We start from the raw sequence: 24,393 nt of genomic DNA, 5'->3' as shown, positions 1-24,393 counted from the left end.
GGACGTGCCGGACTACACAGCACCGCCCACCCTGCGGCGTCTTTATAGAAATAACCGCCGCCTACACAGCAAACACAGCAAACACAGCCCAAAGTCACCGCCCCAGCCAGCCCAGGCAGCTCAAAGTCATTTACCCAAGCCCAAAAAACGGCTCAAAACGAAAGTCGCTGAAGCACATTCAGCGCCATAAAACACTTAAACCAAAATACCCTAACGGCGTGCAAGCGGTAAATCCGGCGGGCGCATCAACGGCGAGCCCGCCAGGAATCCCGGGTTTGCAGTGCCGGTTTATTTCCCTTCGGCGACAAATACCTGGGCCGTCGCGTTGACCACCGAGGCGATGCGCCCTACATCGCGCAATTGCTCGGACGTGAACCCCGCCTTTTTCAGATTCTCGTAGTGCGACTGTACGCAGAAATGGCATTTGCCGATAATCGAAGCGGCCAGGGCGAACAGTTCGAAACGGTTCTTGTCGATACCGCCGTGACTGGCATAGGCGTTCATGCGCAACTGGGCCGGCAGGGTTTTAAGCTGCGGGTCGGCCGACATTTCGACATAGGGATAGTAGGTATTGTTCATGCCCATCAGAGCTGCCGCGGTCAGGACCCCGGTTACGTCCGTTTCGGACAGGCCCGACTTGAAAGCGGCGATCAGGGCAGGGCTACGCGCGGCATAGGCTGCGGCCAGGGCCACTCCCACCGCGTCTTCGGAAGACAGGGTCGAGCGCGCAATAGTGCCGTCCAGATTCAAGCGTACATCTTTGGCCCAATCAGGAATCGATTCTTTGATTGATGTTAGGAATTCCATAGTTTTTACCTATTAAAAAGTTCCGATAAAGCCCGGGCTGGCCGGGCTGGCTTATTACTGCGATCCTCGCCATTCAGACGCTGGCGCATCAAGCGCCGTGTCCGAATGGCGATTGGCGGCATATTACAGCGTGGCGCCACCAACGCTGCGGTTGCACGGGCAGAGTTCATCTGTTTGCAGGCCGTCGAGCAAGCGCAGGACTTCTTCAGGGTTGCGCCCCACGTTCAGGTTATTGACCGAAACGTGCTGGATGACATTGTCGGGATCGACAATAAAGGTGGCGCGCAGAGCGACGCCTTCTGCTTTGTCGCGGATGCCAAGCTGGTCGACCAGTGCGCCCGTGGTATCGCCAAATTGGTAATGGCCCAATTTGTTGAGGTCGGGGTGCTCGCGGCGCCATGCCAGCTTGACGAATTCGTTGTCGACCGAGCCGCCCATCAGGACCGCGTCGCGATCTTCGAAGTCTTTGGCCAGGTTATTGAAGCCTACGATTTCGGTGGGGCAAACGAAGGTGAAATCTTTCGGGTAAAAGTAAATGACTTTCCATTTACCTGGGAAAGAGCTTTCGGTGATGTCTTCAAATGCCGATACACCGTTTTCTTCGTGATGGTTGAAGCCGGGTTTCACGCCAGCTACTTTGAAGGGTTCTAGTTTATCGCCTACAGTTTTCATCTGAGCTCCTAATTGGTTAGTGTAAGAAAGGCTTGTGCCCGATGAATGTAATTTTACGCTATTAAACTTTGTTGTCTAATTGAAAATTCCTAATTCGAACTTTAGGTAATTCTATTCTGGCGACCAGGCCGCCGGGCGGTCGTGAAATCAGCTTCAACTGCCCGCCCACCTGGCCAAGCAGCCGTTCCACAATAGCCAGCCCCAGGCCGGCGCCGCTTACCCCGGTACGGGCGGATTCGCCGCGCGAAAAGGGGCGCAGCAGGCGCTGGATGTCCGATTCCGGGATGCCGACGCCCTGGTCCGACACCTCGATGGCCAGAATATTGCCTTCTTCCTGGACGGCGAGCCGGATGTAGGCACGGTCTTCGACAGGAGTGCGGCCATAACGGCGCGCATTTTCGATCAGGTTGCTGACGATGCGCTTCAGGTCGTGGGCGCTGATCTTGGCGTACAGGTCCGGCTCTATGACCGCGGTCAGGAAACTGCCCAGCGATTCGGTATGGCTGCGTTCGCGTTCATACAGATCGTGCAGGACCGCGGAGACGTCGATGCCGCGGTCGGGAACCACGCCCGCGGGACGCGCGTATTCCATCAGTTGGCCTATGCTGTGATCGATTTGCGCGAGATCTTCGTCGATGGATTGACGGGCCTCGTCGCTGACATTGCTCATTTCGATTTCCAGCCGCATCCTCGCCAGAGGCGTACGCAGATCGTGGGAAATGCCGGCCAGCATGATTTCACGGTCGGCTTCCGTTTGCCGCAGGTCGCGCGCCATGCGATTGAAAGCGGTATTCAGGTCGCGAATCTCGAGAGGGCCTTTTTCGGGCAGCGGCGAAGGCGATTCGCCGCGTGCCACCTGCTGGGCCACCTTGGCCAGTTGCGCCAGCGGCCGGTTTACAAAACGCACGCTGACGGCGGCGCCGATCAGCGCCAGCAACAGGGCGGTGGCGCCCCAGCCCAGCCACTCGACCCCCGCGGTCAGGCCGAGCTGTTCGCGATCGAACACCAGCCAGTACTGGTCTTTGTTGATATCGAAGCTGACCCAGATCCCCGGGGTCTTGTTGACGGACCACATGATTTTGGCATTGGAACCCAGCCTGTCCCTGATTTCGGCGGCAACATGATTCCAGTAGTTGGACTCGGGCAGGGGTTCCAGCACATCGCTGGGATCGCGCGGCTGGACCCGCAGGCTTTCCTTGGTGGCGAGATCGAGCAGCAGGGCGGGCCGTACGCTGGTGGGGGCGTACACGAGCGCCGATCGGGTAATACTGACGGCGGTAGTGACCCGCTGGGCCATCTGAGTCGCGCGCGGGCCTTCTTCCATGCTGAAAAAAACCTGCAGCCATGCGCCAAGACTTACCAGCATGAGTGCGGCCAGCAATAAAAATGAGCGGCTGAATAGGCCCAGCCTCAGCCGCGATGTCAGTCTCTTCAGTTTTTTGGTTGGGAGGGCCATCGAAACTTTCCGGCGATCACCAGCCAACCAGAAGTGTATGACGGCGATATGCTGTGTGAATAGTGAGCGGAGCCTTAATGGCCGCCATCAGGAACGAATACATAACCCAGGCCCCAGACCGTTTGAATAAATACCGGTTTGGACGGGTTGGGTTCGACGAGCTTGCGCAAGCGCGAAATCTGCACGTCGAGGCTGCGGTCGAACGCTTCGTACTCGCGACCGCGCGCCAGTTCCATGAGTTTGTCGCGTGACAGCGGTATTTTGGGATGACGCGCAAACACTTTGAGCACCGAAAATTCGCCCGTGGTGATCGGCACCTGCTCGTTGTTGCGAGTTAAAGTACGGGTGGACAAATTAAGCACATACGGGCCGAATTCGATGGATTCATTTTCCTGGCTGGGGGCGCCCGGATGCTCTTCGGTGCCGCGGCGGCGCAAAATGGCATTGACGCGGGCCAGCAGCTCGCGTGGATTGAAAGGCTTGGAAAGGTAATCGTCGGCGCCCATTTCCAGGCCGACGATACGGTCGATTTCTTCGGCCTTGGCCGTAAGCATGATGATGGGCGTGTTGTCGTGCCCGCCGCGCAGGCGGCGGCATATGGACAGGCCGTCTTCGCCGGGCAGCATCAGATCGAGCACCAGCAGGTCGAAATGCTCGCGCTGCCAGAGCTTGCCCATTTCCTTGGCGTCTTCGGCAACAAATACGTTGAATCCTTGCTCGGACAGATAACGACGCAGCAGGTCTCTGAGGCGCGGGTCATCGTCGACCACAAGAATTTTGCGAGATAAAGATTGGTTTTGAGTATTCATGGTCGAAAATGTAACAGGGCAAAATAAACCAGCATAGGGGTTAGTAGCAAGATATTACACATTAAGTGTTTCGTAGAAAATCTTTTACATTAGCTACTTGGCAATCGTTAACAGTTAAGTCCGGTATTTGTTCGACTGGCAGCTTTGAGCGGGAGGCTGCGTTTTTTTGGATCTTTTGTCTGATTCATGAAAGTATACTGATATATCCGCTATTTGTGCTTATATTTTTATAAATCCGCTTAAGTGTTATTTTTAGGCGATGCCACTCGCGCCTCCGGCGTTTTGTTCTCGCCAGCCATTGTGCCGGAATGTAATGGCCGGCAGCAGAAGTTTCCCAAGTTTCTTAAAATGCATTTCATGGACTCTCACCTTCTCGCTCTTGAAACGTCTTCCAGCCGCTGTGGAGTGGCTGTGTTGTCTGTGGTGCAAGGGCGCCTGAAGCTGTGTACGGCTGCGCATGACGCCGTCGGCGAGCACGCTGAACGGCTTTTGCCCATGGTCGATCAGTTATTGCTTGAAGCAGGCATAGTCCGGGATCAATTGTCGGCGATAGGCTTTGGACAGGGGCCGGGCGGTTTTACCGGCCTGCGTGTGGCGTGCGGCGTGGCGCAGGGAATGGCTTATGCCCTGGGCTTGCCCGTGGTCCCGGTGGGGTCCTTGCTGGCGGTTGCGGCGCGCGATGGCATGGGTTCCGGTGCCGATCGCGGTGCGATCCGGCTGATCGTCCAGGACGCCCGCATGGGCGAGGTCTACCTAGCGGCTTATCGTCCGTTAATTACCCCTGGTGATAGCGAAGAAACATCCGCCTGGGAGGAACTGCAGGCGCCGATCCTGCTCAATGCCGGCGATGTGGCGCCCTGGCTTGATCAGCATGCCGGCTCATGGGACGGGCAGCCCAGCGTGCCTATCCGCCTTGTCGGCGACGCGCTCGATGCTTATCCCCAACTGGCCGCCCTGGCGTCTTGCGGCACGCAAAAGGTTTTGCCGGGGCAGCCTTTGCGCCCCGATGCCGAGGCCGTGGCCAGGCTGGCCTACCGGGCCTGGCAGCGCGGCGATGCGGTGCCGCCCGAGCAGGCGGCACCGCTTTACGTGCGCGATAAAGTAGCCTACACCACGCTGGAGCGGGAACATGGTTTGGGCGGTAACCCCAAGGCGCAGCAGGTCGCGGCCGCAGGCTCCGGGCGCAGCTCGCCTGTGTCGATCTGCGCAATGACTGCGGAGCATCTGGATGAGGTGCTCAAGATCGAGCGCGCCGTCCAGTCCTTTCCCTGGACTCGAGGCAATTTCTCCGATGCCCTGCAAGCGGGTTACGGTGCGTGGGTTGCGTGTCGGGACAATATCGTTCTTGGCGCCTGCCTGGCCATGTTTGCCCCGGACGCCGCCCACCTGTTGCTGATTGCGGTGGCGCCGGATGCGCAGCGGCAGGGGGTGGGAGCGCAGCTCCTGCAACAGTGCGAGCGCGCTGCGCTGGAGCACAGTCTGAAAGCAGTGCTGCTCGAAGTCCGGCCTTCAAACGGCAAGGCCCTGGATTTTTACCGGCATCGGGGGTTCGAACGTCTTGGAGTGCGCAAGAATTATTATCCCACTGGCCGGGACGAGCGCGAAGATGCCTGGGTTCTGGAAAAGAAACTGGGCCATATCGAGGCAAACCATGATTGAAGAATCGTCATCGGCCGAACCCAGGCTCAGCTCGATGCAAATGGCCTGGCTGCAGGAAATGGGTATCGACCGGCAGTTGCTGGCGCGTTTTCGGCGTAGCGCCGAAATCACTGCGGCGGCGCGGTCCACGGCCGGCGAGCGCGTGTCGCACGATGTGTCACCCATGGCGGCGCCGCCGCTTGTCGATCCGCCCACTCTGGTGCCGACCCGTACCTTGCTTAAAGTACCCGGGCATCCCGGACGGGATGCGTCCTCGATTGCCGTGGCGGAGGCAGGCACCGGCGCCGGTCTTCGCGCTGTTGCACACGACTGGGCGGCGTTGCAGATTCAGGTTGCGAATTGTGAAGCCTGTTCCCTGTGTACCAATCGACGTCAGGCCGTGTTTGGGGCCGGGGTCGCCGATTCGCCTGCCTGGATGGTCATAGGCGAGGCGCCGGGCGAACAGGATGATCGGGACGGTCGGCCGTTTCAGGGCAGGGCGGGCATCCTGCTGGGGGCGATGCTGGCTGCGGCTGGGGTAGATGCCGAGGCACAGGTGTTTTATGCGAATCTAGTCAAATGCAGGCCATTGGGCAACCGGACTCCTCGGCTGGATGAAGTGAATGCGTGCCTGCCTTATCTGCAGCGGCAGATTGCATTGCTGAAGCCGCAGCGCATTCTTGTGCTGGGCAAGCTTGCCGCGCAAGCCCTGGTGGGCAAGGATGATGATTTTGAATCATTGCGGGGCACGGTGCACGTTTTCCGAAGCGAGACGGGCGTCGACATACCTCTCGTGGCCACGTATCATCCGGCGTTCCTGTTATCGCGGCCGCAGCACAAAGCCCATGCCTGGCGCGATTTGAGCCTGGCGAGATCCTGTCTGGTTTCGCAATGAATGGCGGCGGAATGGGGTTTTCGGGGTGGGCCTTGTGCCTGCTCTAGCCAGAGCGTTTTTGGCTCGAGTGTTTGCGGCATTCTTCGATGGATTGATAGCTTTGGTATTTGAAGACGCCGTCTATCGGGGCTTGGGGTCAGGGCCGGCACGGCGTGCTTGATCCGGATCTACCTCGTCCAGGCGGGCGTCGGGCCAAACTCGCTACGCCCCGCGGAGCGGGGCTACGCTCAAACATGGCCCGCCGAAAGCCCCCGCCTTCCCTACGGTAGCATCCGGCGCACGCCTTACGCCGGTCCTAACCCCAAGCCCCGATAGACGGCTCACGTAATGGCTTGCCTGGAATTGCATCACGGGATGCCCGGAATTTACGTGCTTGCACCTACCGTTAATGGGCCTGCACCCATAGAACCGTTAACGTGCCCGCACTCATGCCTCCATCACGTGGCCGTATCTACTTCGATTGACTTCTTGATGGATTGACGACTCGATTGACTAAACGCCCGCCGCCTCAACGTATCCCGTGATTGGCTAAACGCCGCTTCCCCAACATATACCTCGATGCATTGCCTCAACGCAAGCCGCAGGGTGGGCGGTGCTGTGTAGTCCGGCGGTAGTCCAGCGCCGGGTGCTGACGAAGGGAAGGCGGGGGGTGTCGGCGGGCGCTGTCTGAGCCCGGCCTCGCGAGGCCGGGCGAGTTCGCCCGACGCCCGCCTGGACGAGGCAGACCCGGGCAGTCGGGGTGCGTAGCACCACGACCGCTGGACGTGCCGGACTACACAGCACCGCCCACCCTGCGGCGTCTTTATAGAATCAACCGCCGCCCACACAGCCAACACAGCAACGCACAGCCCAAAGCCATCGCTCAAGCCGGTATAGGCAGTTCAAATTCACACCTCAAGCCTAAAAAAACGGCTCAAAACAAAAGTCACAGAAACACGTTCAGCGCCGTAACCATTTAATCAAAAATACTCTAATGCAAGGCCTGGCCATGGCCGTATTGGCCGATTTTGTTCTCCAGGCTCGGATCGGCCCGGTGATTGCGACGATTCCAGCGCATAAAGACCAGCATCAGGCTTGCCACCAGCAGGCCGAAAATCACGATAATGATATTGATGGGCAGGTTCAGCCATAGCATCAGGCTATAGATGGCCAGCATCAGCAGAATATTCAGTTGTTCGTTGAAGTTTTGCACGGCAATCGAATGGCCGGCCGACAGCAGGACGTGGCCTCGATGCTGCAGCAGCGCATTCATGGGCACGACAAAGAATCCCGATAAGCCCCCTATCAGCAGCAAGACGCAATAAACCGCCCAGGTCTGGTGCACCAGCGGCATCAGCAGCACGGCCAGACCCATGACAATGCCTACGGGAAGCACCGATAAGGCCCGCTTGAGCGGAACACGCCCGGCCACCACCGAGCCGACCACGGTTCCTACGGCGGCCACGCCCATCAGAATGGATGCCTGATCCAGCCGGTACCCTAGATGGCGCGCGCCCCATTCGATTACGATGAATTGCAGCGTTGCCCCCGCTCCCCAGAACAATGTCGTGACAGCCAGCGAGATCTGCCCGAGCTTGTCGCTCCACAAGATGCGCACATAACCTTTGAAGGTGCGGATAAGCTGCAGCGGATGGGTTTGCTGCTTGGGGTAGGTGACCATGGTGCGCGGAATCAACAGGGTGCAGACCGCCGCAAAAAAGTACACCACGCCGATCAGCAGAATGGCCGCTTCGGCCCGGGTATGCACCAGATGCTGGATCCAGTTGTACTCGAGCAGCGCTTTGGATACGACAGGGTTGATCAGGACTCCGCCCAGCACCGTTCCGATAATAATCGACAGGACGGTCAATCCTTCTATCCAGCTATTGCCCTTGACCAGCAGGTCGGGCGGCAGCATTTCGGTGACAATGCCGTACTTGGCGGGCGAGTAGGCGGCCGCGCCAATGCCCACCAGCGTATAGGCGCAAAAAACCAGTATCAGTTGCGCTGTCGGGTCCGGGCCGAAGCCCTTGTAGCAGAACATCAGGATGCAGCCGAGTATCTTGATGGCGTTGGTGGCGAACATCACCCGGCCTTTGGGGAAGGAATCGGCGAATGCGCCCACGAAGGCGGCCAGCGCCACGTAGGCCAGGGCGAACCACCATTTCATCATAGGCGCCATCCAGTCCGGCCCGTGCAAATCGCTAATAAGCGCTATGGCGGCGATTAGCAGCGCGTTATCGGCGACAGACGATAACGCTTGGGCTGTCATGACCAGATAAAAGCCTTTTTTCAATCGGATGTCTCGGTAGAGTTAGTCAATGAAGCAAGATCCGGCCGTCTTCGGCAGCCTGGACGGGCGCTCAAGCTTATGCCAAATTTCAAAAAAAATGAAATCAAACTACAAAAATTGTTAGCGAGTATAGCGTTAGCGCCTGATTCGGTTCGGATTTTGTGCCGCCGGCCGCTATTTAGCTGCGGATCAATTCGCGGGTGCGTTATCATACGGAACAGTTGCATGTCTGGATTTTCGGCCCGGTTCCTGGGCCGTTTTCATAGCCGCACAGAGGCAGTAATGTGTTGCGGTCCCATCGGTCTTTTTTTGTGCCTCGTCTATTGTGCGTTTGACCCAGATTAAACTTGCCGGTTTTAAATCCTTTGTCGAGCCGACAACCATTCCCACGCCCAGCCAATTGGTTGGAGTGGTGGGTCCCAACGGTTGCGGCAAGTCGAATATTATCGATGCCGTACGCTGGGTGCTGGGTGAGTCCAAGGCGTCGGAATTGCGTGGCGAATCCATGCAGGACGTCATTTTCAACGGCTCGGGCAATCGCAAGCCGTCGGCCAGAGCCTCGGTCGAGCTGGTGTTCGACAATTCCGAAGGGCGTGTGGCCGGGCAATGGGGCACTTATGCCGAAATTGCCGTACGGCGGGTCCTGACGCGCGACGGCACCAGCAGCTATTTCGTCAACGGTCAGCAGGTGCGCCGGCGCGATATCCACGACATTTTCCTGGGCACAGGGCTGGGCACCCGGGGTTACGCCATTATCGGCCAGGGCATGATTAATCGCCTGATCGAGGCGCGGCCTGAAGAATTACGGGTTTTCCTGGAAGAGGCCGCCGGCGTATCGCGTTACAAAGAGCGGCGCCGCGAAACCGAAAACCGCCTCGGCGACACTCGTGAAAACCTGACTCGCGTCGACGACATCATGCGCGAACTGGGTTCGCAGCTTGAAAAACTCGAAACTCAGGCCGAGGTGGCGCAGCAATATCGCGCTCTGCAGGAAGAGGGCGAACAGAAGCAATATGCTTTGTGGCTGCTGAAGGAAGAAAGCGCCGATGCCGACAAACAGAAGAAATTGCTGGCGATTGCGCAGGCGCAAACCGAACTCGACGCGGCGCTGGCAGGTTTGAGGGCCGGCGAGTCGGCGCTCGAATCGCGCCGCCAGGCCCACTATGCGGCGGGAGACGCCGTCCACGCGGCCCAGGGCCTGTTGTTCGAAGCGGGCGCCCAGGTCAGCCGGCTCGAGGCCGAAATACGCCATGTGGTCGATTCGCGCAATCGTCTGCAGTCGCGCCGTATACAGTTGCAGGAACAAATCCAGGAGTGGGGCGACCAGCAGACTCATTGCTCTGAACAGATCGCCCAGGCCGAGGCCGACCTTGAATCGAATGCCGTGCGTACCGAAGAGGCTCGGGCCCGGGTCGACGAAGCACAGGAACATCTGCCTGAAATCGAGTCGCGGGTACGCGGAGCGGCGGCCTCGCGCGATGAAATGCGCAGCGTGCTGGCGCGGGTCGAGCAAAGCCTGGCCCTGGCGGCCCAGACTCAGCGCGACGCGGATCGCCAACTGCAGGCCCTCGAGCTGCGTCACGAGCGCCTGACCCAGGAAATGCGCGAACTCAATGCCCCCGACCCGGCAAAGCTCGAGCAACTGGCGGGCGAGCACAGGGTCATGGACGAGCAGGTACAGGAAGCGCAGGCCCAATTGCTGGAGCTTGAAGAGCGTCTGCCCGAACTCGACGAAGCGCGCGGCGCGGCACATGCCGCATCCCGCGAAGAAACCCAGGGCCTGGCGCGGCTCGAGGCGCGCCAGGCGGCGCTCAGCAAATTGCAGGAAGACGTGCAGGGGCAGGGGGCGCTGCAGCCCTGGCTGGCCAAGCACGAGCTGTCCAGCCTGGGGCGCTTGTGGCAGAAGCTGCAAATTGAATCGGGCTGGGAAACGGCGCTTGAAGCTGTGCTGCGCGAGCGCATGGCCGCGCTCGAAGTGCGCCAGCTCGAGCATGCACGGGCGTTTGCCACCGATGCGCCGCCGGCGCGCCTGGCGTTTTACCAAGTGCCGCCCGCGGCGCCCGGCCCGGCCGCCGTTTCGGGGCTGACGCCGCTGGCGTCCTTGCTGCGCATCACCGATCCCGATTTACGCACGCTGCTTCACGACTGGCTGCGCGACGTGTACGTGGGCAGCGATTTGCACAAGTGCCTGTCGCAGCGCGCCGATTTGCCCCAGGGTGGCGTTTATGTGGTGAAAGAGGGGCATCTCATCGATTGCCACAGCGTCCGGTTCTATGCGCCCGATTCCGAGCAGGCCGGCATGCTGGCGCGGCAGCAGGAAATCGAGAACCTGCAGCGTGAAATCAAGGCCCGGCAATTGATCGCCGACCAGGCCCTGAATGCCGTGGCGCGCGCCGAAACGGCCTGGCAGCAGGTTTCGCAAGCCATGGCTCCGGCCCGGCTGCGCGTCGCCGAACTGACCCGGCGCCTGCACGATGTACAACTCGAACACTCCCGTCTGCAGCAGCTTGCGCAGCAGTCAGGCGAGCGCGCGGCGCGCATCCGCGAAGATTTGGCCGAAATCGCTTTGCAGCAGGAAGAGCTGCGCGCCGGCAAAGAAGAGGCCGAAGCGCGCTTTGAAACGCTGGATGTCGAATTGGGCGAACATCAATCGGCATTTTCCGATGCCGAAATGTCCGGTGAAGATCTGGCGCGCCAGGCCGATCAGGCGCGCCAGCACCTGCGCGAACTGGAACGCGCCGTGCAGGAGTCCGAATTCGCCGAGCGCGCATTGCAGACACGCATTGCCGATCTCAAGCGTAATTTGCAGTTGGCGGCGGACCAGTCGCGACGCGCCTCGGACGAACTCGAAGGCCTGCAGGGCGAACTCTTCGAGCTGGATGCGTCCGCATCTCAGGCCGGCTTGCAGGAAGCGCTGGAACAGCGCGCCGGACGCGAAGAAGCCTTGAATCTTGCGCGTATCGAACTGGATAATCTGGCGGCCTTGCTGCGCACCGCCGATGAAGAGCGGGTAACACTCGAGCGCTCGCTCGAGCCGCTGCGTGCGCGCATTACCGAATTGCAGTTGCAGGAACAGGCAGCGCGGTTGTCGCTTGAACAGTTTGCCGAGCAGCTCGATGCGCAAGAGGTCGATCGCGAGCAATTACGGGCCAGCCTGGCCGACCGCTCCGAAGAGTGGCGGCGGCCCAATTGGCTGCAGTCCGAGGTGCAGAGGATTTCGCGCCAGGTCGAAAGCCTGGGTTCGGTCAACCTGGCGGCGCTCGACGAGCTCACCGCCTCGCGCGAGCGCAAGAGCTTTCTCGATTCGCAGTACCAGGATCTGCAGACCGCCATTGAAACGCTCGAAGACGCCATCCGCAAAATCGATCGTGAAACCCGGGAACTGTTGCAGGAAACCTTCAATACGGTCAACACCCATTTCGGCGAGCTGTTTCCGCGCCTGTTCGGCGGCGGCGAGGCCCGGCTTTCGATTACAGGCGACGAAATCCTCGACGCCGGGGTACAGGTCATGGCTCAGCCGCCGGGCAAGCGCAACAGCACGATCCATCTGCTGTCGGGCGGCGAAAAAGCCCTCACGGCCACCGCGCTGGTATTCGCCTTGTTCAAGCTCAATCCGGCCCCATTTTGCCTGCTCGATGAGGTCGATGCGCCGCTCGACGACGCAAACACCGAACGCTATGCCAATCTGGTTAGTAACATGAGCGAACAAACCCAGTTTTTATTTATTTCCCACAATAAAATTGCCATGCAAATGGCGAAACAGCTGGTGGGTGTGACTATGCAGGAGCAGGGTGTTTCCCGAATTGTTGCCGTGGATATCGAATCGGCTCTACAGTTGGCTGAGGTATAACGGTGCTGGTGGTTAACGTAAAGTGTGGCGACGGGGCTAAAAATGAGTGATTTGCAAATCGGACTGATCTCCCTGGGCGTGGTGCTGATCCTGGTCGTGGTGGTGTTCAACTGGTGGCAAGACCGCCGCGTCCGGCAAAAAATGCAAGAGCATTTTCCTGAAACCGAGGCGGATCCCCTGATGGGAGGAGCGGCGCAGGCCGCCGGACGCCGCGAACCGGGTTTCGGCCTGCATACAGTCAACGATGAGCCTGTCCACGACACCCCGCCCGATGACGAGGCCGAGGTCGACCCGACCTGCGAAGTCGTAATCGATATCAATTTTCATCAGGCTGTGCCCAGCGATCAGCTCTATGCGGCGATTCAGGCGATACGCAGAGTAGGCAACAAGCCCGTGCGTATTTTTGCCGAGTGCGACGCGGGCGGGCACCGGGCGCGCCTGCGCCCCGGGGAGTCCTATGCGTCCATGCAATTGGCCGTGCTGCTGGCCAATCGCGGGGGGCCTCTGAGCGATATCGAATGGTCGCACTTGTGGACGATTGCACAAAGCCTGGCCGAGCGGTTCGATGGTTCGGTGGAAGGGCCCGAACAGGCCCTGGTCATGGCGCGCGCCAAACAGCTCGACGAGCTTTGCGCGGGCCTTGATGCCCAGGTCGGCCTGGCCCTGCGTCTGGGCGGCACCAAGCCTGTTCCTCAAGTGGTTCAGGTGGTAAAGGATGCCGGGTTTTTGGTGCACGGCAAACAACTGGCCTGGATGTCCGAGTCCGGTGTACCCCGTTTTACGCTGTTGTTCGATGGCGTGCATGCCGACGAGGTTCAATCGGCCGGTGTGGACCGGATCGATTTGCTGCTCGATTTGCCCAATAGCCCGGCCGACGAGCAGGCATTCAGCCGTATGGTAAGCGTGGGCCGCGACTTGTCCGGCCGTTTGCACGCGGTGTTGGTCGACGATCAGGGGCGGCCGGTGGCCGAAGGCTCCGACCACGCCATCGACGAACAGTTGCTCGAGATGTACCGCAAGCTTGAGCAAGCAGGCTTTCCGGCCGGCGCGGAGCGCACGGTCAGGGTGTTTTCGTGACGGCCGAATCTGGCTCAATCATGACAATACAACAGGAACTCGAAACACTGCGTCAAACGATAGCGCAACATAATCGTCGTTATTATGTACTCGATGCGCCGATTGTTTCCGACGCCGAGTACGACCGCCTGATGGCCGAACTGCTCGCCATCGAGCAGGCTCATCCTGAACTGGTCATACCCGAGTCGCCGTCTCAACGGGTCGGCGGCGCACCCTTGTCCGCTTTTACGACGGTGCGGCATGCCGTGCCCATGCTTTCCCTGGGTAATGCGTTTGCGCCGGAAGACGTGCAGGCCTTCGACAAGCGAGTCAGCGATACTTTGCGCGAATCGGGCCTGCTGGATGCCGACGGACTGGTGGAGTATGTGGCGGAGTTCAAGTTCGATGGCCTGGCCATCAGCTTGCGCTACGAGCAAGGGCGCCTTGTACAGGCGGCCACTCGCGGCGACGGCCGGACTGGTGAAGATGTCACCAGCAATATCCGCACCCTGCGTTCCGTTCCACTGAAGCTGGGGGGTGATTATCCCGATGTGCTCGAAGTGCGCGGCGAAGTGCTTATCAACCGCAAGGATTTCGAACGACTGAACCTCGCGCAGCAAGAGCGCGGCGAGAAGGTTTTTGTCAATCCCCGCAATGCGGCGGCGGGGAGCCTGCGTCAACTCGATCCGCGCATTACCGCCACGCGGCCCTTGCGTTTTTTTGCCTATGGCTGGGGTGACATACAGGGCATGCGGCGCGCTCAGGCCCAACTGTTCGATGGCGCGGCGCGTGCCGCAACGGCCCCCAAGGCGACTCACGCGGAAATGCTGAGCTGGTTCGAGCAATTGGGCCTGCCCGTGAATCAGTCCAGGCAAGTGCTCAAAGGCGCCGCGGGCTTGCTCGGGTTTTACGCCGAGGTTGGCCGGCGGCGTGTCGACCTGCCCTTCGACATCGACGGAGTCGTGTACAAAGTCAACGCGCTCGAAGCCCAGGAAGTGCTTGGCCATGTGGCCCGCGCGCCGCGTTTTGCCATCGCGCATAAGTTTCCGGCCCAGGAAGAAACCACGACGTTGCTGGGCATTGAAGTGCAGGTGGGACGCACCGGGGCCATAACGCCCGTGGCGCGATTGAAGCCGGTATTCGTGGGCGGCGTGACGGTAACCAATGCCACCCTGCACAACGAAGATGAAGTGCGCCGCAAGGATGTGCGGGTGGGCGACACGGTCATTGTGCGCCGTGCCGGCGATGTGATTCCCGAAGTGGTGGGGCCGGTTCCAGAGCTGCGTCCGGCCGGGACGACCCTGTTTGTCATGCCCAAGGTCTGTCCGGTATGCGGCTCGGCCATCGAACGCCCCGAAGATGAAGCCATATCGCGCTGTACCGGTGGCTTGTTCTGCGCGGCCCAACGCAAACAGAGCGTTATTCATGCCGCGGGCCGTAAGGCCCTCGATATTGAAGGCCTGGGCGAGAAGCTGGTGGATCAACTGGTGGACAGCGGCCGCATCAAGTCGCTGGCGGATCTGTTTTCCCTTGATGCCGATGAACTGGCCCAGTACGAGCGCATGGGGCGGAAGTCGGCTGAAAATCTGGTGCAGGCCATCGGAAAAGCCCGTACCCCGGCCTTGGGGCGGCTTTTGTTTGCCCTGGGTATCCGGCATGTGGGGGAAACCACGGCTCGCGATGTGGCTCGCCATTTCGGCTCTATGGAGGCGATCATGGCCGCTGATGAAGACAGCCTGCTGACGGTCAACGACGTGGGACCCGTCGTGGCGCATTCGATCCTGCGTTTTTTTGCCGAAGCGCATAATCGCGAAATTGTCCAGGCATTGGTTGCCGCCGGGGTAAGGCCTCAGGCGGCCGAGCAGCCGACCGGGCAGCGTTTGAGCGGCAAAACCCTGGTGCTTACCGGCGCTTTGCCTACCTGGTCGCGCGACGATGCGACACGCCGCATATTGGCGGCCGGGGGCAAGGTGAGCGGCTCGGTTTCCAAAAAAACCAGCTATCTGGTGGCCGGCGACGATGCCGGCAGCAAGCTGGTCAAGGCCAGGGAGTTGGGCGTTACTGTCATCGACGAAGCAGGCCTGATCGCCTTGCTGGGCTGATTTGGTTATTGCGTGTTGTAATCGATAAGGATAAGGGGGGCACCAGGCTCGCCCTTATCCTTAGCGCATTTTTGGGTCGAGTTGTTTGCAGCATTCTGTTTGTGGCATTCGGTGGTGGATGGGTATATAAAGACGCCGTCTATCGGGGCTTGGGGTCAGGGCCGGCACGGCGTGCTGGATCCGGATCTACCTCGTCCAGGCGGGCGTCGGGCCAAACTCGCTACGCCGCTGGCGCGGCTGCGCTCAAACATGGCCCGCCGAAAGCCCCCGCCTTCCCTACGGTAGCATCCGGCGCACGCCTTACGCCGGTCCTGCCCCCAAGCCCCGATAGACGGCTCACGTAATGGCATGCCTGGAACTGCATCACGGGATGTCCGGAATTTACGTGCTTGCCCCTACCGTTATGGGCCTGCACCCATAGAACAGTTAACGTGCCTGCACTCATTCCTCCATCACGTGGCCACTACATCACGATGTGCCAAACCCTGGATTTACTAAGCGCCCGACGCCTCAACGTAGCCTGTGATTGGCTAAACGCGGCTTCTCCAATGTATACCTCGAGGCATTGTCTCAACGCGAGCCGCAGGGTGGGCGGTGCTGTGTAGTCCGGCGGTAGTCCAGCGCCGGGTGCTGACGAAGGGAAGGCGGGGGCTTTCGGCGGGCCCTGTTTGAGTGGCGACCCGCAACGCGGGGCGACGCGAGTTGGCCCGACGCCCGCCTGGACGAGGCAGACCCGGGCAGTCGGATAGCGCAGCTAGCCGACCGCTGGACGTGCCGGACTACACAGCACCGCCCACCCTGCGGCGTCTTTATAGAACTACCGCCCAAAGTGCAAAGTAATAAGCTAAAACCTGAACGAACGGCTCAAAACAACGGCCGCTGAAACACGTTCAGCGACCGTAAACACTTTAACCGGAAATGCCCTAATGTATCGCCCCGCGCGGGCGGGCATGAGGCCCGCCCCTGGTTCGGGTCAGCTTATTTGACGGTGGCCGATTTCAGCAGGCCTTGCTGATAGCTGGCCAGGGCTTGCTGGTGCAGCATTTCCTCGATTTGCGACTTGACGTCTTTCAGTTCGGGGAATTTCACGGGCCGAGTGTCTTCCACTTCGATGATGTGCCAGCCAAACTGAGTTTGCACCGGCTTGTCGGTCATTTGGCCTTTCTTCAGGCTTTCGACAGCCTTGGCGAATTCGGGTACATAGTTGGTTGCCGGGCCCCAGCCGAGTTCTCCGCCTTTTTTGCCACTGCCAGGGTCGATGGAGTTTTTCTTGGCCGCCGCATCAAAAGTGATTTTTTTGCTTTTGATTTTGGCGGTCAGGTCTTCGGCGGTTTTCTCGTCTTTGACCAGGATGTGGCGCAGCTTGTACTCTTCTTTGCCGGCCTGTTCTTTCTTGATCTGGTCGTATTCCGTTTGTACCTGGGCATCGGTGATGGGATGGCCTTTAACGTAATCGGCCATAAGGGCACGCACCAGGATGCTCTGGCGAGCCAGTTCAAGTTCCTGCTTGACCGCGGCCTGCTTGTCGATGCCTGCTTTTTCGGCAGCCTGTACGGCGACCAGGCGATTGATCATTTCCTGTTTGACCTGTGCGCGCAGCTCGGGCGAGTCTTTGGCGCCCTGGCTGACCATCAGGGAAACAAATTGATCCAGGTTGCTCTGTGTGATGGCCTGGCCATTTACGGTGGCGATGTTTTGTGCATAAACGGGAACGGCAATAACACATGCTGCTGCAAATACGGCGAGTCGTTTCATGTAATTCCTTTTATTTAGGTTGTGCTGGCAACGATTGCCAGTGCATGAATGGGGTAGGGGATTAAATCTTGGAGGCGATCATACACGAGCCGATGGCGGGCAAGTAGTGCCAGGCCATTAAATTGCCTGGAAGAAATAATGATCCGGTAATGACTTGCCCCCCCCTTGCTGCCCTCGTGCCCGGCGTGCAGGTGGGATTCGTCGATGATCTCGAGTTTGGCGGGCTCGAGCGGTGCGAGGCGTTCCCGAATCAATTCCGTACGTTCTATAGACATCAGCCCGGTTCCTTTGGTTCCCCGGGACCGGGCAGCGCCTGTGCCTGGGTGAGTTCTTCTTTCATGTACCGGCTTAGCCAGAGAGACTGGGCAATCACGAATACCAGCAGCAGGGCCATGAGCCCGAATACCTTGAAATTGACCCATTGCGATTCGGTGAACCTGCCGGAAAACGCCACATACAGGTTAAGGGCGCCCGATGCCGCGAAAAAGCCGGCCCAGCTCAGGTTGAGCCTATCCCAGATGGCTTCGGGCATATCGATCTGGGTGCCAAGGACCTTGCGGATCAGATTGCGTTTGAATACCCATTTCCCCACCAGCAGGATGCCCCCGAACAGCCAGTACAGCACGGTAGGCTTCCAGCGGATGAAGACATCGTTATGGAAGAACAGGGTGGCGCCGCCAAATACCAGGATCACGGACAAGTTGATCCAGTGAGTGGCTTCAATGGTTTTGCCGGTGACTTTGAGCCAGATGAATTGGGCTATTCCGGCCGCGATGGCGACGGCGGTTGCGGTGAAGATATCGGCAAACTTGAACGCCAGGAAAAACAGGATCAGCGGGAACAGGTCAAACAGGAATTTCTTCATTCGGCAGGTTCAAACTTGAGAGACAGTGAATTGAGGCAATAGCGCAGGCCGGTGGGCGGGGGGCCGTCGGGGAAAACGTGGCCCAGGTGCGAATCGCATATATTGCACAGGATTTCGGTGCGCACCATGCCCAGGGTGGTGTCGCGTTCTTCGCGCACCGCGGCCGGATCCAGTGCCGCGAAATAGCTGGGCCAGCCGCAGCCCGCGTCGAATTTCGTGTCGGAGGCGAACAGGGGGGTGCCGCAGCCCACGCAACGGTATATTCCGGGCTCGGTCGTATCCCAATACCTTCCGGTGAAAGGACGCTCTGTACTTTTCTGGCGGGCCACCTGGTATTCTTCGGGGCTTAGCTGCGCACGCCATTCGGCGTCGGTTTTGCGTACTTTGTTCATTGTGGATGCTCCTGCATCGTGTTCCGATACGGCATTGCCGGGCCATGGCCCGCGGCCTCGCCTGTATCGGCGGCCTGTATCTGGCTTGATCTTTACATCCGTCATGTTAATCGACTTTTAAATGTCACGGATGTTCCCGCGATTGCCGCAGGCTTGCCGATTATTTTTTACTCTCCGATGCGCGGCCTTCCATCGTTGCGGAAGATGCCGGGCATTTATGCGAAATCCCGGCGCGGGACCGGCTCAAGATCGCTGGAAAGGCAGTCATTCAGGGATTCCCCTTAAAGACTTCGCGGCGATTATTATCGATAATCGCTTTATGATTAGATAGTTACAAATTAATTAGACAATTACTAATTAATTTCCAGGGCCTGGTTTCCCAACACACTGTATGGGGCCTATGCAGGGAATCCCCTAAAAGACTTTGTATCTATTTTTGTCGATAATTTAAAACCTATCGTAAAATGCTATAAGCTTAAACTATTTGAAGGCCCAGGCTTTTTTGTAGGGTAAATTTGATACGTTAATTTCCAGTACCACCTATTTTGTGTATAACTTTTGGTTTAAACGAGAGTGCCGGGTCGGCACTGTGTTTTGCCTTGGAGACAAAGATGAACATTAGTCAGTCATTCCGGCTTTCGGCTTTGGTCGGCGCTGTTGCCCTTGCCCTGCCTTTAATCGCCTCGGCGCAGATCAAGGTAGGCATCACGGTTGCCAGCACAGGCCCGGCGGCATCTCTGGGCATCCCCGAACGCAATACGGTGGCCTTGCTGCCTACGGAAGTTGCCGGCCAGAAAATCGAATACATAGTCCTCGACGACGGAACTGACACGACTCGTGCTGTCAAGAACATGCGCAAACTGATTACCGACGACAAGGTCGATGTCGTGGTGGGCTCGTCGGTGACTCCCAGTTCCATGGCCATGGTCGATGTGGCGGGCGAAACCAAGACTCCAATGATCTCTGTGGCGGCCAACGCCAAGATTGTCGAGCCGGTTGAAGGCGCCCGCAAATGGGTTTTCAAGACTCCGCAAAACGACCAACTGATGGCATCGGCCCTGGCCGATGCCATGGCCAAGCAGCATATCAAAACCCTGGGCTTCATCGGTTTTTCTGACACCTATGGCGATGGCTGGCTCAATGTCATGACGGCCGCGGCCAAGGAAAAAGGCATCAAGATGTCCGCGGTTGAAAAATACGGCCGCACCGACACCAGCGTAACCGGTCAGGCGTTGAAGCTGATCGCCGCCAAGCCCGATGCCATTCTCATTGCCGGTTCGGGTACGCCTACCGCCTTGCCGGTGCGCGAACTCAAGAGCCGTGGCTACAAGGGCATCATTTATCAGACCCACGGATCGGCCAACAACGATGTCCTGCGTGTCTGCGGCAAGGATTGCGACGGCATGATCCTGCCGGCCGGCCCATTGCTGGTGGCTGACCAGTTGCCCGACAGCAATCCGGTCAAGAAAACCGCGCTGGCTTACGAAAAGCTCTATAACGCCAAGTACGGCGCCGGCACCATGAATACGTTCGGCGGCCATATGTGGGATGCCGGCAAGTTGATTTCCACGGCGATTCCTCTGGCGCTCAAGACCGGAGCGAAGCCGGGCACCGAGGCATTCCGCTCGGCCTTGCGCGATGCTATCGAACAAACCAAGAATCTGGCGGCGTCGCAAGGCGTGTTCAACATGAGCCCGACCGATCACGCCGGCTTCGACAAGCGTGCCCGCGTCATGGTGAAAGTGGTCAACGGGAAATGGGTCTACCAGCCCGATCTGTAATCGACTTTGCGCGGCCGGATTCGCGTCGGCCCGAAAGTATGCTGTTCGTACGAGTACCGGCCCTCGCGGCCGGTATTTATTGCCTACGCCGCAGGGCGGCGTAGGCGCATTTTCAAACCCCGAGATATGGTGTTGTCCTAGATGGATCTGACGATAGTACTGATATTGCTGCAGGACGGCGTGGTAAACGGCGCAATCTATGCCTTGCTGGGGCTGGCGCTGGTGCTGGTGTTCGTGGTGACGCGCGCTATTTTCATACCTCAGGGAGAGTTCGTGGCCTTCGGCGCCCTGACACTGGCCTTTCTGGTCAATGGCAAAGTCCCGGGCACTGTCAATTTGCTGGTCATCATAGGTATTCTGGTGTTTGTGGTGGAACTGCTCGCCGCCTTGCGCAGCCGCGACTGGAGCGGCCTGCCCAAAACGCTGGCGTGGTCGGTGGCACTGCCCGTGGCGCTGTATTTTGCGGCACCATTTATTGCAAGCACCACAACGCCGCTGTGGATCAACGTTATTTTTGCGATGGCCCTGGTCGTTCCCCTTGGGCCGATGATGTATCGGCTGGTGTATCAGCCGGTCGCGGAAGCCAGCGTGCTGGTGCTGCTGATTATTTCGGTGGCGGTGCATTTCGCCATGACGGGCCTGGCCCTGGTTTTTTTTGGTGCCGAAGGCTGGCGTACGCCGCCTTTCATGACAGGCGATGTGCATCTGGGCGCAGTCACCTGGTCGGCGCAGACCTTTTTCGTGCTGGGCACCTGTGTTGCGCTGATCCTGGCTTTGTGGATATTTTTCGGTAAAACGCTGTACGGGCGCGCCTTGCGCGCCACCGCGGTGAATCGTCGCGGTGCCCGCCTGGTGGGCATCAGCACCAATATGTCCGGCACGCTTACCTTTACCTTGGCCGCCGCTATCGGAGCCCTGTCGGGCATGCTGATTGCGCCGGTTACCACCATTTATTACGACACCGGGTTCCTGATAGGCCTGAAGGGCTTTGTGGCCGCCATCTTCGGCGGGCTGGTCAGCTATCCGCTTGCGGCGGCGGGAGCGTTGTTCGTCGGCATTCTTGAAGCATTCTCGTCGTTCTGGGCGAGCGCCTATAAAGAGGTTTTCGTGTTTACGCTGATTATTCCTGTGTTGATGTGGCGCTCGTTCAGCGCGCACCATGTGGACGAGGAGGAATAAGCCATGCTGAACCGTCTTGTGCTTTTTGTGGTCTTGCTGGTACTGGCGATTTTGCCGGCCTTGTCCAGTACCCCCGAATTCTGGATCACCCAGCTCAACTACATCGGCCTGGCCAGCCTGGTTGTCTTGGGTTTGCTGTTGCTGACGGGAGTGGGCGGGCTTACCTCGTTTGGCCAAGCGGCGTTCGTGGGCATAGGCGCTTATACGACGGCATGGCTGACCACGGCCATGGCCGTGTCGCCGTGGCTGGCCCTGCTGGTGGGTTTGATCCTGACTTTTATTATCGCTTATGTCCTCGGGGCGATTACCCTGCGGCTTTCGGGGCATTATTTGCCGCTGGGCACGATAGCCTGGTGCTTGTCGCTTTATTACCTGTTCGGCAATCTGGAGTTTCTGGGCCAATACGACGGGATCGCCGGCATTGCTCCCATCAAATTCTTCGGCATTTCGCTCGGAAGCGGCCGGTATATCTATTATTTGATCTGGATCATTGTGCTGTTGTCCATGTGGGCCACGCGCAATCTGCTGGATTCGCGGCCTGGCCGCGCCATCAGGGCGCTTAGAAGCGGCGGAGGAATGGCGGAGTCATTCGGTATCAATATGGCGTCCTACAAAGTCATTATCTTTGTGTACGCCGCATTGCTGGCCTGTCTTTCGGGCTGGCTGTACGCGCATATGCAGCGGGCCGTCAGCCCCAGCCCGTTTGGCTTGAACTATGGCATCGAATATCTGTTCATGGCCGTGGTGGGCGGGGCCGGCAGCGTCTGGGGCGCAGTCCTGGGTTCAGGCCTGATCCTGGTTCTCAAGGACCAGATCCAGAATGTGCTGCCGCATATTCTCAATACCAGCGCCAATTTCGAGCTTATTGTTTTCGGTGTCCTGATGATTCTGGTGCTGCAGTATGCCCGCAACGGGGTCTGGCCCATGTTGGCATCATGGTGGGATGGACTCACCAGCAAGACGCAGCGCCGCCGCGTGGCCGCGCCGCCCGAAGCGCCGGCGCTCATGCAGCGCGCGCGGCCGCAACAAGGTTCGCTGGTGCTCGAGGTCGATTCGGTGCGGAAAGAGTTCGGCGGCCTGGTTGCCGTCAATAACATCAGCTTTTCGCTGCGGGCCGGTGAGATCATGGGTTTGATCGGGCCGAATGGGGCGGGCAAAAGCACGACCTTCAACCTGATCACCGGTGTGCTGCCTCTGACCGCCGGCAAGGTCAATTTCATGGGCCACAGGCTCGACCAGCTGCGGTCTCGTGAAATTGCCAAGCTGGGCGTGGGCCGTACTTTTCAACATGTTCAATTGCTGCCTACCATGACGGTGCTCGAAAACGTCGCCCTGGGTGCGCATTTGCGCAGTGATATCGGCGTGCTGGCGTCCGCCCTGCATCTCGAGCGCAAGGGCGAAGCCGAGCTCCTGCATGAAGCCGCCAGGCAGCTGCAGCGCGTTGGCCTGGGTGATTATCTGTATGAACAGGCGGGCAATCTGGCCCTCGGGCAGCAGCGCATTCTTGAAATTGCACGTGCGCTGGCCGCCGATCCGGTGCTGCTTTTGCTCGACGAGCCGGCCGCCGGCTTGCGCTATAAAGAAAAACAGGAACTGGCCAAGGTGCTGGATCAGCTCAGGTCCGAGGGCATGAGCATTCTGCTGGTCGAGCACGATATGGATTTCGTCATGAATCTGACCGATCACCTGGTTGTCATGGATTTCGGTGTCAAGTTGGCGGAAGGTTTGCCGGCCGAGGTGCAACAGAATCCTGTGGTGCTTGAGGCCTATCTGGGTGGAATCGACGATGAGCTGACTCTCGATGATGTCGCCGTGGCGGGAGAAAGCGCATGAATACGACTGATTCCTCGGTTCTGCAGGTGACTGGCCTGGCCGCAAAATATGGCAAGGTGACTGCGGTGGCTGGAGCCAATATCAAGGTGGCTCGAGGCAGTATTGTCACGGTTATCGGTGGTAATGGCGCCGGCAAGTCGACGCTGCTTAATTCCATCATGGGTTCTTTGCCTTTGACCGGCCATTGTGCGGGGTCGATCCAGTACCTGGGTTCCGATGTCGCTTCATGGCAGGTGGAGCGCCGGGTTGCCGGCGGCATGTCGCTGGTGCCCGAGCGGCGCGAGTTGTTCGGCAGCATGTCGGTTGAAGATAATCTGTTGTTGGGCGGATTCAGGCTATATCGTGCCGGCAAGGCGGGATGGAAGGCGAAAATCGAGGAAGTCTACGATTTGTTCCCACGCCTGCGCGAACGCAAGGCCCAGGAGGCGGGTACCTTGTCGGGGGGTGAACGACAGATGCTTGCCGTTGGGCGTGCGTTGATGGCGCAGCCGCAATTATTGATGCTCGATGAGCCCAGCCTGGGTCTGGCGCCGCGTATTGTGCGGGAAATCTTCCAGATCATTTCCCGCCTGCGCAGTGGTGGCGTGTCGATTCTGCTGGTCGAACAAAACGCCCGCGCGGCCTTGCAAGTGGCCGATTACGGCTATGTGCTGGAAACCGGCGAAATCGTGCTTGAAGGGCCCGCCGGCGATCTGATCGGGAATCCTCGCGTCATTGAAAGCTACCTGGGCCTGGGCAATGCCAAGAAGGCTGCGGGCGAGGCGGCGTAGGGCAATTAAGCGGCGGAAGGGCCGTGTTGGGATAGGGCCTGAGCGTGGGAATACGGTCTTGAGGCCAAGGAGCTACTGGCCTCGTGGCTTGTTCGTCAATCTGTGGGGGCGGTTCATTGTGATTGGCCCTTGTGCTCGTTCTTGAGGCGCGGGGGTGGCGGCCCAGGCAGGGTGGAGCTCGCATCGTCCGGTCCTGGCTTTCGCCAGGACTGCCCGCGGCCGCAGCCTGGATCGGGCGGTCGCGGAACTCGCGTCGTCCAC

The 24,393-nt window shown here is 59.2% G+C and carries 18 protein-coding genes; 9 read left to right on the top strand and 9 right to left on the bottom strand.

Annotation, left to right across the window (positions count from 1 at the left end; translation table 11 throughout):
- Window positions 1-288: 288 nt before the first annotated feature.
- The 4 genes from ACYVIS_RS20445 to ompR form a co-directional block, all read right to left on the bottom strand.
- On the bottom strand, window positions 289-807 hold the full coding sequence (locus tag ACYVIS_RS20445) for a carboxymuconolactone decarboxylase family protein (protein ID WP_460874914.1): 519 nt from the start codon (window positions 805-807) through the stop codon (window positions 289-291).
- A gap of 123 nt (window positions 808-930) precedes the next feature.
- Window positions 931-1,479: a peroxiredoxin gene (locus tag ACYVIS_RS20440; protein ID WP_232744438.1), complete on the bottom strand. Its 549-nt coding sequence runs from the start codon at window positions 1,477-1,479 to the stop codon at window positions 931-933.
- 61 nt (window positions 1,480-1,540) lie between these two features.
- Window positions 1,541-2,935 carry a sensor histidine kinase gene (locus ACYVIS_RS20435; protein WP_460874913.1) on the bottom strand — a complete coding sequence of 465 codons (1,395 nt, stop codon included), beginning with the start codon at window positions 2,933-2,935 and terminating at the stop codon, window positions 1,541-1,543.
- Window positions 2,936-3,009: 74 nt separating this feature from the next.
- On the bottom strand, window positions 3,010-3,744 hold the full coding sequence (gene ompR, locus ACYVIS_RS20430; RefSeq protein ID WP_232744436.1) for an osmolarity response regulator transcription factor OmpR: 735 nt from the start codon (window positions 3,742-3,744) through the stop codon (window positions 3,010-3,012).
- Between the two features lie 357 nt (window positions 3,745-4,101).
- On the opposite strand from ompR, the gene tsaB reads away from it, so the two are divergent.
- Both tsaB and ACYVIS_RS20420 read left to right on the top strand, forming a co-directional pair.
- Complete coding sequence (tsaB, locus tag ACYVIS_RS20425; protein WP_460874912.1) at window positions 4,102-5,403, top strand: tRNA (adenosine(37)-N6)-threonylcarbamoyltransferase complex dimerization subunit type 1 TsaB; 1,302 nt, start codon at window positions 4,102-4,104, stop codon at window positions 5,401-5,403.
- Complete coding sequence (locus ACYVIS_RS20420) at window positions 5,396-6,277, top strand: uracil-DNA glycosylase (protein WP_460874911.1); 882 nt, start codon at window positions 5,396-5,398, stop codon at window positions 6,275-6,277. The genes tsaB and ACYVIS_RS20420 overlap by 8 nt, the downstream gene beginning before the upstream one ends.
- Window positions 6,278-7,247: 970 nt before the next feature.
- Here the strand turns inward: ACYVIS_RS20420 and lplT are convergent.
- On the bottom strand, window positions 7,248-8,552 hold the full coding sequence (gene lplT, locus ACYVIS_RS20415) for a lysophospholipid transporter LplT (RefSeq protein WP_232744433.1): 1,305 nt from the start codon (window positions 8,550-8,552) through the stop codon (window positions 7,248-7,250).
- A gap of 322 nt (window positions 8,553-8,874) precedes the next feature.
- On the opposite strand from lplT, the gene smc reads away from it, so the two are divergent.
- The 3 genes from smc to ligA are packed head-to-tail and all read left to right on the top strand — an operon-like array spanning window position 8,875 to window position 15,557.
- Window positions 8,875-12,399 (top strand): chromosome segregation protein SMC, encoded by a 3,525-nt coding sequence (gene smc / locus ACYVIS_RS20410; protein ID WP_460874910.1) that lies wholly within the window; start codon window positions 8,875-8,877, stop codon window positions 12,397-12,399.
- Window positions 12,400-12,441: 42 nt separating this feature from the next.
- A complete protein-coding gene (locus ACYVIS_RS20405; RefSeq protein ID WP_232744431.1) occupies window positions 12,442-13,476 on the top strand; it encodes a cell division protein ZipA C-terminal FtsZ-binding domain-containing protein in 1,035 nt (344 codons plus the stop codon).
- 20 nt (window positions 13,477-13,496) lie between these two features.
- A complete protein-coding gene (ligA, locus tag ACYVIS_RS20400) occupies window positions 13,497-15,557 on the top strand; it encodes an NAD-dependent DNA ligase LigA (RefSeq protein ID WP_232744430.1) in 2,061 nt (686 codons plus the stop codon).
- Between the two features lie 978 nt (window positions 15,558-16,535).
- Here ligA and ACYVIS_RS20395 read toward each other — a convergent pair.
- Genes ACYVIS_RS20395 through msrB form a run of 4 tightly spaced genes read right to left on the bottom strand, consistent with a single transcriptional unit; the run spans window position 16,536 to window position 18,569 of the window.
- Window positions 16,536-17,312: a peptidylprolyl isomerase gene (locus tag ACYVIS_RS20395; protein ID WP_232744429.1), complete on the bottom strand. Its 777-nt coding sequence runs from the start codon at window positions 17,310-17,312 to the stop codon at window positions 16,536-16,538.
- 14 nt (window positions 17,313-17,326) lie between these two features.
- On the bottom strand, window positions 17,327-17,587 hold the full coding sequence (locus ACYVIS_RS20390) for a BolA family protein (protein WP_232744428.1): 261 nt from the start codon (window positions 17,585-17,587) through the stop codon (window positions 17,327-17,329).
- A complete protein-coding gene (locus tag ACYVIS_RS20385; RefSeq protein ID WP_232744427.1) occupies window positions 17,587-18,177 on the bottom strand; it encodes a septation protein A in 591 nt (196 codons plus the stop codon). Before ACYVIS_RS20385 ends, ACYVIS_RS20390 begins: the two co-directional genes overlap by 1 nt.
- On the bottom strand, window positions 18,174-18,569 hold the full coding sequence (msrB, locus tag ACYVIS_RS20380; RefSeq protein WP_232744426.1) for a peptide-methionine (R)-S-oxide reductase MsrB: 396 nt from the start codon (window positions 18,567-18,569) through the stop codon (window positions 18,174-18,176). The genes ACYVIS_RS20385 and msrB overlap by 4 nt, the downstream gene beginning before the upstream one ends.
- Window positions 18,570-19,180: 611 nt before the next feature.
- On the opposite strand from msrB, the gene ACYVIS_RS20375 reads away from it, so the two are divergent.
- The 4 genes from ACYVIS_RS20375 to ACYVIS_RS20360 all read left to right on the top strand — a co-directional run bounded on the left by ACYVIS_RS20375 (window position 19,181) and on the right by ACYVIS_RS20360 (window position 24,132).
- Window positions 19,181-20,350, top strand: coding sequence for an ABC transporter substrate-binding protein (locus ACYVIS_RS20375; RefSeq protein WP_370635978.1), 1,170 nt, complete (start codon window positions 19,181-19,183; stop codon window positions 20,348-20,350).
- Window positions 20,351-20,491: 141 nt separating this feature from the next.
- Window positions 20,492-21,529 (top strand): branched-chain amino acid ABC transporter permease, encoded by a 1,038-nt coding sequence (locus ACYVIS_RS20370; RefSeq protein WP_232744425.1) that lies wholly within the window; start codon window positions 20,492-20,494, stop codon window positions 21,527-21,529.
- A gap of 3 nt (window positions 21,530-21,532) precedes the next feature.
- On the top strand, window positions 21,533-23,362 hold the full coding sequence (locus ACYVIS_RS20365) for a branched-chain amino acid ABC transporter ATP-binding protein/permease (protein WP_370635977.1): 1,830 nt from the start codon (window positions 21,533-21,535) through the stop codon (window positions 23,360-23,362).
- Window positions 23,359-24,132 carry an ABC transporter ATP-binding protein gene (locus ACYVIS_RS20360; RefSeq protein ID WP_232744424.1) on the top strand — a complete coding sequence of 258 codons (774 nt, stop codon included), beginning with the start codon at window positions 23,359-23,361 and terminating at the stop codon, window positions 24,130-24,132. Before ACYVIS_RS20365 ends, ACYVIS_RS20360 begins: the two co-directional genes overlap by 4 nt.
- Window positions 24,133-24,393 lie beyond the last annotated feature (261 nt).

Source organism: Paralcaligenes ginsengisoli, assembly GCF_054781135.1.
Note: the sequence above shows the minus strand (reverse complement) of the source record. Positions and strands in the feature narration are given on the sequence as shown.